Source organism: Mongoliibacter sp., from assembly GCF_007692705.1.
Classification (GTDB): Bacteria; Bacteroidota; Bacteroidia; order Cytophagales; family Cyclobacteriaceae; genus Mongoliibacter.
Genome location: NZ_REBN01000227.1, coordinates 1 through 10,511, shown reverse-complemented (window position 1 = coordinate 10,511; position 10,511 = coordinate 1). Strand labels below are relative to the sequence as shown.

General features: G+C 41.7%; 8 protein-coding genes. 1 reads left to right on the top strand and 7 read right to left on the bottom strand.

The window, feature by feature from the left end; translation table 11 throughout:
* Positions 1–258, bottom strand: a 258-nt coding sequence (locus EA341_RS16180; RefSeq protein ID WP_293016209.1) for an SMP-30/gluconolactonase/LRE family protein, incomplete at its 3' end; no start/stop codon positions are given.
* Between the two features lie 313 nt (positions 259–571).
* On the opposite strand from EA341_RS16180, the gene EA341_RS16175 reads away from it, so the two are divergent.
* A complete protein-coding gene (locus EA341_RS16175; RefSeq protein ID WP_293016208.1) occupies positions 572–1,900 on the top strand; it encodes a GntP family permease in 1,329 nt (442 codons plus the stop codon).
* 209 nt (positions 1,901–2,109) lie between these two features.
* Here the strand turns inward: EA341_RS16175 and EA341_RS16170 are convergent, their stop codons facing one another.
* The 6 genes from EA341_RS16170 to EA341_RS16145 form a co-directional block, all read right to left on the bottom strand.
* The gene (locus EA341_RS16170) at positions 2,110–2,901 is read right to left on the bottom strand and encodes an SDR family NAD(P)-dependent oxidoreductase (RefSeq protein WP_293016207.1); all 792 of its coding nucleotides are present in this window, start codon (positions 2,899–2,901) and stop codon (positions 2,110–2,112) included.
* Between the two features lie 200 nt (positions 2,902–3,101).
* The gene (locus EA341_RS16165; RefSeq protein WP_293016206.1) at positions 3,102–4,208 is read right to left on the bottom strand and encodes a sugar phosphate isomerase/epimerase; all 1,107 of its coding nucleotides are present in this window, start codon (positions 4,206–4,208) and stop codon (positions 3,102–3,104) included.
* A gap of 31 nt (positions 4,209–4,239) precedes the next feature.
* Positions 4,240–6,756, bottom strand: coding sequence for a c-type cytochrome (locus EA341_RS16160; RefSeq protein ID WP_293016205.1), 2,517 nt, complete (start codon positions 6,754–6,756; stop codon positions 4,240–4,242).
* Positions 6,757–7,313: 557 nt separating this feature from the next.
* On the bottom strand, positions 7,314–8,387 hold the full coding sequence (locus tag EA341_RS16155) for a membrane dipeptidase (RefSeq protein ID WP_293016204.1): 1,074 nt from the start codon (positions 8,385–8,387) through the stop codon (positions 7,314–7,316).
* A 132-nt stretch (positions 8,388–8,519) separates the two neighbouring features.
* Positions 8,520–8,984 (bottom strand): RidA family protein, encoded by a 465-nt coding sequence (locus EA341_RS16150; protein WP_293016203.1) that lies wholly within the window; start codon positions 8,982–8,984, stop codon positions 8,520–8,522.
* Positions 8,985–9,124: 140 nt separating this feature from the next.
* Entirely contained in the window at positions 9,125–10,438 is a 1,314-nt protein-coding gene (locus EA341_RS16145; protein ID WP_293016202.1) for a gluconate:H+ symporter, read from the bottom strand.
* Positions 10,439–10,511 lie beyond the last annotated feature (73 nt).

The following is a 10,511-nucleotide window of genomic DNA, read 5'->3' as shown; positions in this document are numbered from 1 at the left end:
AAACTCCTCTTTTCCGGATATTCGGTCAAGAGAAACCAATCGGTTATCCCGGGCTAGTATCAAATCTCCTTTTTGGCTCAACAACACTAAAGGCAATCTTCCTCGAAACAGATAGGTTTTAACCAATCCATCCTGAAAATCAAATCTGAACAATTTTCCACCCTCAATATCCACCCAATACAGGCAATTTTCTTTCTGATCAAAAAGAGGGCTTTCTCCTAATGTACACTGTGATGAATAAAAATGGTCGCCGTTCATATCTTGTTTTTATAATTAATATAATCTTCGGTTTGAATTCTACACTCGCCTAACGTATCCAAACATCAATTTTTTAAGAATCAGGAAATTAAGATTTTTCATTTGTAATCCCATTATAGGAATTCTTTCTAAACCCACATCAAGCTATCTTTCATTTCAATGATTCCTGTAAAAGCAAACAAAGTATTTGCCATTCCTCAAAATAAAAAGAGAAACTTTCATTCCACTTGAAAGAATAATTATCTTAGAAATTGAAGTACAGCTTCTTAAGGCTTTCCTTTAATCAAACCTAGCAAAAACCCAAAACCCAGCCATGATACTCATTCTTACTATCTTTTTGGCACTGGCAATTATACTGATTGCTATTGTAAAATTTGACGTGCATCCTTTTCTAGCCCTTTTTGGAACGGCCATTATCTATGGACTTCTTGCAGGAATGCCCGGTGAGTTGATCTTACAATCAATTTCAGAGGGATTCGGAGGGGTTTTGGGAAGTATAGGACTACTCATCCTTTTAGGTGTTATCATGGGGACCTTCCTCGAAAAAACTGGAGGGGCCATCGTGATTGCCGAAAAAATCCTTCGATGGATCGGCGAAAAGTCAGTCACTACGGCCATGTTGGTAAGCGGTTACATTCTTTCTATTCCCGTTTTTGGAGATTCGGTATTCATCATGATGAACCCGATTTCAAAATCACTTTCCCTGAAAAGCAAAACTCCCTACGCAGCGACAACCATTGCCATTGCCTTAGGCGCTACCGCTTCTCATAGTTTAGTCCCCCCTACTCCAGGACCGATCGCCACAGCAGGAATTATGGAAGCAGATTTGGGAATGGTGATTTTCTGGGGTTTTCTGATCAGCTTGGTCACCTTAGTTCCAAGTTATTTTTTCATCAAAAAATTTGTCGCCAAAATACCCCTTAAGCCTCAGGTGGCAAAAGTAGAAGCTAAGGAGGCTAAAATCGTATTCCCCTCGGCTTTCAAGTCTTTTCTACCGATCACAGTCCCTTTGGTATTGATCATAGTGGCCTCGATAGCCAAGTATCCCTCCAAACCCTTTGGAGAAGGGGCTTTCTATACCATCATGCAGTTTATTGGAAGTCCTGTGATAGCCTTATTTTTGGGTGTCTTCTTGACTTTTTTACTCCCAAAGAAATTTGATAAAAGATTACTTTCCGCCTCAGGTTGGTTTGGGGAGGCTATCCTCATCGCTGCACCTGTGATTTTGATTACCGGTGCAGGTGGGGTTTTTGGAAAAATGTTGCAGAATTCAGGTATTGGAGAAATGGTCAGTGCCAATATGAGCAATGCCAGTTGGGGGATTTTCCTTCCGTTTATCATCGCATTTTCACTGAAAACAGCTCAAGGATCCTCCACTGTAGCCATGATTACTACCGCCTCGATTGTAGCGCCGCTTTTGGGATCCTTAGGTTTGGATTCGGAGACCATGAGGGTTTTTGCCGTACTTGCAACCGGCGCAGGAGCCATAGCCATTTCTCATGCCAATGACAGCTTCTTCTGGGCAGTTACCCAACTTTCAGGCCTGACCATCAAGCAGGGTAATCAATCACACAGTTTGGGAACATTGATCATGTCCCTTACTGCAATCTCACTGATTTACTTGATTACTTTGTTTGTATAAAAAGCATGGATTTCTTGAACTAATCGAATTATACCGACAAAACTTGAATTTTCTTTTGCTTTGATACTGATGGATATTTGATATTAATAGATATTGGTCTAACAACTTTCGATTTATATAATGTATTGAAATAAAATTTGATCTCTTTGAAATACCTACAAAGACTAAGCAGGAACCTATGCAGGTTTCAATATTTTATTAAGTTAAATTTACCTTGCAGTCCAGCCACCGTCTACGGTGACCATGGATCCCACCATGTACTTTCCGGCATCCGAGGCCAACAGTAAGGCCGCCCCCTGTATTTCTTTCAGTTCACCCCATCTGCCCAAAGCAGTTGCTCCTACTACAAATTTTTTCCCTTCCTCTGTATCAGCAATAGGTAGATTCATTTCAGTCAGAAATGGCCCCGGGCAAATGGCATTTACCGTAATATTGAAAGGAGCCAACTCCAAAGCCAAGGCCCTAGTCATCTGCACAACTGCACCTTTACTGGATGTATAGGGGGTACGGTTTGCCAAGCCTACAAGTCCCAATGTACTTGCCAGGTTGATAATACTTCCCTTATTGGCATTTTTCATATGTGGGGTTACCGCCTTGCAGGCAAGCCAGGTTCCTGTTACATTGATATCCATCACTTTATTGAAGTCCTCCAAGCTCAGTTCGTCTATTGCTCCACGGATATTGATCCCTGCACTATTGATCAGGATATCAATCCTGCCAAAAGTCTGCATAGCTTTTTCTGCCATGGCATCCATATCGGCTTTCTTACTGACATCTCCTGCAAAAGCTATGGCTTTAACGCCATAGGCTTCAGAAATCTCTTTTGCGGAAGCTGCTCCTTCGTCTCCATTTCTACTGACCAACATCAGGTCAGCGCCAGCTGAGGCCAAGCCTGCAGCCATGGCCAAACCAAGACCCTTTGAGCCTCCTGTGACAATGGCCACTCGTCCTTTTAAATCAAAAATTTTTATTCCCGGTAGATTGGCTATTTCTGTGTTCATAATATGGTTGTTTGTTTAAAATATGTTTTATGTGACATGTATATGCGGAATGATGCCAGTAAAGCAATAAAGACCATCATTACAAAACATTTCGATATTAATTGATAATGGATATTCATAGATATTGATTTGGAGCAATCCATAATATTGAATATCGAGATTACTGGCAAAGAATCGAACTATCATTCTTCATAATATGCTTATGCTCTAATTTTCAATGTTTCTTTGCTATAGGCCAAGCATTTCAGTATATTTTTTTCTTCCAGTTCTAGTTTCTCTTCCCCTGTCAAATGGCTGACCTTAGGCAAGTCGCCTGGAAACTCCTTTTCTTGAACAAATTCAAGCATCCTAAGCATGACAGCAGCAGGGGCTTCTGGAAATGTTGCCCAATATTCCTTGGTAAGACATGGGATTTCCAGTGGATCTCTGGTAATCATCTCCAAAGAAAACCGGATGTCCGGATTGTACTTTTTACATTTTTCAACTGCCGACTTCAAGTCTACGATTCCTTGTCCCAAAGGGACTTCTGAAAGTAAAAACCCCTCTTCGTATTCCTTTACTCCCATATCTTTGATATGGGTGGAAAAGGCGTAAGGCGCCAAAATATCAATGACCTCGTTGGGATCTTCCATTAAAGCTAAATTATTCCCAAAGTCTATGGTCACTCCTACATAATCATTGTCCAGCATCTTGATCAAGCCTACCAGTTCCTCGGCTTTCCAATCTTTGTGATTTTCTATCCCAAGTTTCACTTGATGTTTGGCCACTATAACTGATGCTCTTTTCAAAGATGCCATGGAGGCCTTTTTGAAATCCTCAAACTCTTCTTTACTCTGGAAGTTTTCATATCTTCTTCCACTCAAGCACACGGTCCTAAAAACCCGCACACCTGCATTTTTTGCAATAATAATTTCATTTTCAAATCTTTCTGACTCCTGTTCAGTCTTGGGAAGGCTGATACTTCCTTCCAAAAACATTCCTGTTTTTTCCCTAAGTGCTTTCAGTTCATCTGCAAAGGGCTCCGTCCAACCATTGACGCCAACCTGAACTCCCCCCGCCCCAATTTCATGGCAGTGCGCCATCAGTTGCTTCGCATTTTGAAATGCCGGAAACCTTTCACTCTGAACCTTGGAATTCCATCTGCTCCAATAAGAATGTACCACTATACCCATGGATTCTTTTTCAAAATAACCCGAAAAATCAGGTAGGGGGCCACTCAAGGCCATAGCAGCCATACCTGCAGTATAAATAAACTCTCTTCTACTATGAGAAAAATTAGGTTTTGAAAATTGTGGGTGGTTTTTCATAGGGTGCTGTTTATATATCCAAACTTGGCTTTTAAGGTCCTTCTTTCTTTTTTTCGCCTATATGCTTGTTCAGCTCTTCCGCTGTCCATGGAAAAACCCTTCCCTGTGTCTGATGCCGGGTGGTGCCCACAGTTCTTGGGCTCACTGGCTCTGCCTGGTTGCCCCATTCATTTCTGATATAAGTAAGTATGGCTGCAATACTCGCATCATCCATGGTAGAATGTGAGGGCATCACCGGCAAAATCTCCGGAGCATCGTAGAGTTTTCCTGAAACTTCCAGAGGACCTTCCATCCCGTGGAGAATGATTAAAGCAAGTCTGACTTCATCTTCTAAAACCCACTCTGAATTGAGTAAAGTAGGCCCCATCCTATTGACACCTGACCCGTCATTCCCATGACAGCCTGCACAACTGGTGAGATACTTCTGTCTGCCTCGGGCAAACTGTGCCAGTGCCTCGCCACTCAAAACCACCTCAGGATCATCTTCCTCGCTTGGATCATATCCAGGCCAAGAGAAAAGACGCTTTAACCTTTCCAATCTGTTCTTTTCCAACTTAATATCCTGAGAAGCAAATATCGAAGGTGCAGCACTCAGCTTGACAAAACCTGGCTCTTGTACGTTTCCTGCCTGAATGGCCATACTGGCAAGTAGGGTTTCGGACTTCCAGGAACCCTTGTCAATATCCAATAAGGCTATCATGCCACTGATTTCGTCGGTGTTCTTCTTATTCAGGACCGCAGCAGTCAGTGATTCCAGAAATACTTCTTTGCTGTTTTCCTGATTCTTCCAGATTTCCTCCTTCCAAATATTTTCAATAAACGCATATTCTCTATCCCCCAAACTGCTCATCAAGGCATCATGAAAAAGTAAATCTTCACTATAGGCATTGAAAATATTCCGCACCAACTGAAAGTGATCCTCTTGGTCCAAGACCTGAGAGGAGAGCGCCAATTGAAGGGCCAAAACTTTTGAAGAGGATTTGGATAAGCGGGTCATTTCTTGAGCAAGTCTGGATTTTTCGGCTGGGGTACTGGAGAAATTCCCTTCTAATAACCTCAAGGCATGCGACTGGACCAAACTGGAATTGTCATCTAGAAGCATATATAGCCAGTCTTCTTCCAAAGCTTGTAAGCCTTCCAAGGTCCAAAGGGCATGAAGCCTGCCAAAATCAAATTTTTCCTGTTCGATTTTAGTCTGTAAGATCGAAGCAAGTTTTTGGTCTCCATTTTCCACCAAAAGTCTTTGCGCCATATCCCTATGCCAGCCATCAGGATGAAAAAGCTTTCCTATCAATTCTTCCCCACCAAGCTCAGAATACTTGGGAAAAGGGGTTGGTTTCCATCCCTTTGGTACAATCCTCCATATTCTTCCCATATGCACCGGTAATTCCAATTCTCTCTGGATTGTTTGTTCTCTGAGGTAAGGAGTCACATAAGAGCCGTGCTGGATCAAACCTCTATACATATCGGCAATATAAAGGGCGCCATCCGGGCCAACCGTTGAATGTACTGGCCTAAAACGCTCATCTGTGGAGGCCAAAAATTCCTTCCCCGGATTAGGGTCAAAGGCTTCTAAAACCAGTCCTTTTTGTTCGATGACATTTCTTTTGATCAAATTTCCTGCAGGTTCACAGACAAAGGCATTTCCATAATATTCCTCTGGAAATAAAGTACTCCTAAAAACAGTTGGTGAACAAGCTGCTGTAAATTCCAAAAGCTTCCCTCTTTCGTCCAAAGTCCCTGGAATATACCCCCTATTGACCGCTGGATTGGGTCGTATGGGATAAACCCTTCTGTCTATCGTGAGTCCATGATCTATTCCTGTACTGACCTGATGATTGGGATTCCGGGAGAAATAATTTGCGGGGACCAAGTCTCCATGCAATTGTGACCAATTATAATTATAAATCAACCTACCCTGATCATCCTGATTGATTCCATATTGCCCACGGGCTTCCGTAATATCTCTGATCCATTCCCCATCGATCAACTTATAGCGCAATTTGGATTTGGCACTATAATACCAATTATCCAATGCCCTCATCAGGCCATTATCAGAGTGTTCGGGGATTCCATTAGCAGCATAAGTGGAGTCCAGTAAAATTTTGCTATCCGCTTTTAAATCCCCATTCGAATCCTCGGTCAGCCATAGCGCATTGTTTTCAGCCACCAATGCTCCTCCTTTAAACAGACCCAAAGCCCGGGGCATGTATAAACTATCCAAGTAGACAGTACTCTTATCCATGGCACCGTCCCCATTGGTATCCTCCAAAACAGAAATTCTGCCTAAGGGCAAAGATTCTCCAATTCCATCAATATCGGGCATGAAACTTCTCATCTCCACTACCCACAGCCTTCCATCTTCATCAAAAGTCAAAAAAATCGGATCCTGAACCATGGGTTCATTTGCTACCAATTGAATTTCAAAACCTTCTTCTAACTGAAATGTCTTGAGTTCATCTTGGGGAGATTTGGGTGGGGAGCTTGTTTCCTGAAAGACATCTTGACTTTCTTTGCAGCAAATGCAAACACAAATTATAATCAGCAATGAAATTAATCGGAAAATATTCATGAGGCCAGCTGCAACTGTCGGTTATCTTAGGTTTGGGTAGGAATAATTTTGCAATTATCCCATCCTTCAAAATGCATGAAAATACCGAGTTTAACAAGAGGGAATTACGGAAACGGCTGAATTACTGATTGATGGCAAAAGGGAAGTTTGGAAGGAATCAGATTTGATTAATTTTTCAAAAAGCATGGAGGAAGCATTCGATTAACATTCCAACATCAAATCAATATACACTTATATCATCTTAAAAAAGATCAAGATGCTATGAGGTAGAAAAATGGTATGATCAAAAAAAATAAAAACTATTCTAAAATTCATTTTAATATGAATTCCCCTGTTTTACCTGTAACTTTCTGCAAATCTGAAAACTATGTCCAAGGAAAAAACAGTAAAAAAAGCGGATAAAAAGAAACCTGAGAAAAATCTCAAGGAAAAACGCGCCGAGAAGAAAGCGAAAAAAGAAGACAAAAAAGGTAGAGATTAAATCAAAACCAGATTTGCTGGAATTTAGGCCATTGTCCAATCAAGACAATGGCTCACTCTTTCCATGCATTTTTTAAAAACCTCAGCCAATTACCGAACATTACATTTTCAATATCTTTTTGCGCGTAACCTCTTTTTGCAAGAAGATCAGGTATTTTTTGCAAATCTGCGATGCTCTCTACATCATACGGACATTGTTCCCTGCCAAAACCTCCATCCAAATCAGAACCTATGCCAATATGATTCGCATTGCCGGCTAGCTGACAGATATGGTCCATATGGTCAATCAGTTTTTCGAGATTACAATCCATCGCTTTGGGATCAGAAACACCCCTTTGCCAGCCCGGAACCATCATCCAAGCATCCATGGCTCCACCGATTACCGCTCCCCTTTCAATTAAAATTTTCAACTGCTCATCCGAAAACTGTCTATTGTGATCAACCAGTTCACGGCAATTGTTGTGACTGGCCCAAACATGTCCATGAAAAATATCCATAGCTTCCCAGAAACTGTCATCACAAAGATGGGTGGCATCCAAGATAATATTCAGCCTTTCCATTTCCCTAAGCAGTTCGGGTCCTTTAGGCCCAAGTCCTCCAGTAGCATCAGTTCCATTGGCATACCTACCGGGCCCATAATGGGAGAGCCCCAAGGCACGAAGTCCGGATTTATAAGCTTTTTCCAAATAAGAGATATCCACAATCGAGTCGGCTCCTTCCAAAGAAAGGATATATCCGACTGGCTTCGTGTTCCAAGGCAGTTCGTGCAGCCAAAGGTTGACATGTTTTTCCAAACCTTCCAAATCTTTAATTTGGACCATTTCACCAGCATCTTCCATAGCACGGTACCAAGCCAGTTGCCCTTGAGTCTGCGCCCAAGCTTGTTCGGGAGAATGCCAGCCGGGGAGTGTATTATCGGGTGTTACATAGCGGGCTATTTGTGTAGCTACTACCAATCCAATGTTTCCTTTTCTTAGCTCTGGCAAAGAAACCACAGCCCTACCTCTATCAGGCTTATCGTCTAGTCCTGCTTCCCTGGCATTGAGTTCTGAAACTGGCCTCCGCAAGTCCCTGTTCCATTCCAGGGCATTCATGCTGAGATCTAAATGTGCATCAATTGTAAACATATTTGATGAAATAAAAGGATTGAATTGATATGTTCGGAAGATAAAATGTAAAGGCAAATCCTATTTCAACTTTATTTCCATTTATTTCTACTTATATCAATTTCAAACCTATTGGAATTACCTTTTATCATATTACTTTAATTCAAAAACAGCCTCAATTTCTACAGGAATGTTATCGGGAAGTGTAGCCATTCCCACAGCGCTACGGACCCCAACACCATTTTCCTGACCCCAAACCACCGCAAATAGCTCAGAACATCCATTAATGACATAGGGGTGCCTCTCAAAATCAGAGGTGGCGTTGACCATTCCCAAAACTTTGATCACTCTTTTGACTCGATTTAGGGATCCTAAATTGGCTTTGATAGTAGCCAACATAGCCAAGCCAACTTGCCTGGCAGCCAATTTCCCCGCTTCTATATCCATATCTTCGCCGATTCTTCCTATGATTAAAGTACCGTCTTCCTGTACGGTACCATGCCCGGAGAGATATAGATATTTACCATCTACAAGGCAGGGCTTATACACACCAAGTGGCTTTGGTGGCGGTGGTAAAATTAAACCTGATTCTGCAAAATTCTCTTCAGCTGAACTCATAATTTATTCAATTTATACTTTTTAAAATTCATTCTATTTTGGCCAAATTTACTTCTAAATCCTAATCATTTTAAGGATTTTACACTACTGGAGGGTCGAAGCCTTTTTTAAAAAATAAAAGAAAATCTAAAGTTAAATCCCTATATAAAAACATCTAAAATCATCACACCCATCAATCCTACCACAGCAACAATGGTTTCCATGACCGACCAAGATTTGATCGTGTCTTTTATGCTGACATTAAAATACTCCTTGTATAACCAAAAGCCCGCATCATTAAAATGCGAAAACATCAAACTCCCTGCTCCTATGGAAAGCACCAACAAATTTGGATCAACACCAGCTGTACTAACTATGGGAGCAATAATTCCTGCAGTTGTCAATCCTGCAACTGTGGCAGAACCCACCGCAACTCTAATCAATGCGGTAATTACCCAAGCCAGCACAAGAGGATGTACGTCCCAACCTTGCAAAGCATCTGCAATTTCAAGGCTGACTCCTGAATCCATCAAGACCTGCTTCAAAGCCCCCGCTCCGCCGATAATCAACAAAATCATGGCGACGTCTTTTGTAGCTACCACATACAAGTCCATTAATTTGGGGATTTTGAAATTCATCCTCATCCCAAGTGTGTAGGTTGCCAAAAGCAAAGAGATCAACATTACCATTCCAGGATCTCCTACAAATTGGATGTAAGGGTAAAGAGTACTTTCTTCGGACATATTCAAAGTCAGAATCGTAGTGCCAATAAGAAAAAACACAGGGAAAAGTGCTGAAAAGAAACTATTGAAGACACTCGGCAAATCTTCCTCAGGCTTGGCTTTGGCCTGAAAAATATCCAAAGGTTTGGCATCTATATTCTTCAATAGCTTTGCAAATAATGGTCCTGCTACAATGATGGTGGGAATTGCAATCAATATGCCATAGGCAAGTGTAAGTCCCATATTGGCTCCAAACTGAGCCACTAAAGCAGCTGGGGAAGGGTGCGGCGGGAGAAACCCATGAGTAACTGACAAGGCAGCCAAAAGGGGGATCCCTACATATACAGCCGGTAATTTGAACCTATATGACACAGTGAATACCAAAGGAATCAATAACACAAATCCTACATTGTAAAATAAAGGAATCCCTACTACCAAGCCTGTCACCATCATGGCCCAAGTGACATTCTTGACCCCAAAAATAGACATGAGCGTATCTGATATTCTCTGTGCAGCCCCACTTTCAGCCACAAGCTTGCCAAGCATGGCGCCCATTACAATGACGATGACCAAGTCACCCAAGAGTCCGCCAATTCCTTTTTGTATGGATCCTGCGATCTGATCTGCCGGTATACCCAAAAGGAAACCGGCAAGAATGGAGGAAATGAGAAAGGCAATAAAGGGATTGAATTTTAGCCAGGTGATCAGCAGGATCAATACGGCAATACTGATCAATACAAAAACAATGGTCATAGGTTATCTAGGGTTGAAGGACCAAATTAAAAAATTAATCTAAAATGAATTGCGGAAACGATTAATAATTGAT

Excerpts from the sequence above, each read along its gene's own strand:
- EA341_RS16145 (WP_293016202.1), bottom strand. The coding sequence starts at position 10,438 with ATGACCATTGTTTTTGTATTGATCAGTATTGCCGTATTGATCCTGCTG.
- EA341_RS16175 (WP_293016208.1), top strand. The coding sequence starts at position 572 with ATGATACTCATTCTTACTATCTTTTTGGCACTGGCAATTATACTGATT.
- EA341_RS16170 (WP_293016207.1), bottom strand. The coding sequence starts at position 2,901 with ATGAACACAGAAATAGCCAATCTACCGGGAATAAAAATTTTTGATTTA.
- EA341_RS16155 (WP_293016204.1), bottom strand. The coding sequence starts at position 8,387 with ATGTTTACAATTGATGCACATTTAGATCTCAGCATGAATGCCCTGGAA.
- EA341_RS16165 (WP_293016206.1), bottom strand. The coding sequence starts at position 4,208 with ATGAAAAACCACCCACAATTTTCAAAACCTAATTTTTCTCATAGTAGA.
- EA341_RS16150 (WP_293016203.1), bottom strand. The coding sequence starts at position 8,984 with ATGAGTTCAGCTGAAGAGAATTTTGCAGAATCAGGTTTAATTTTACCA.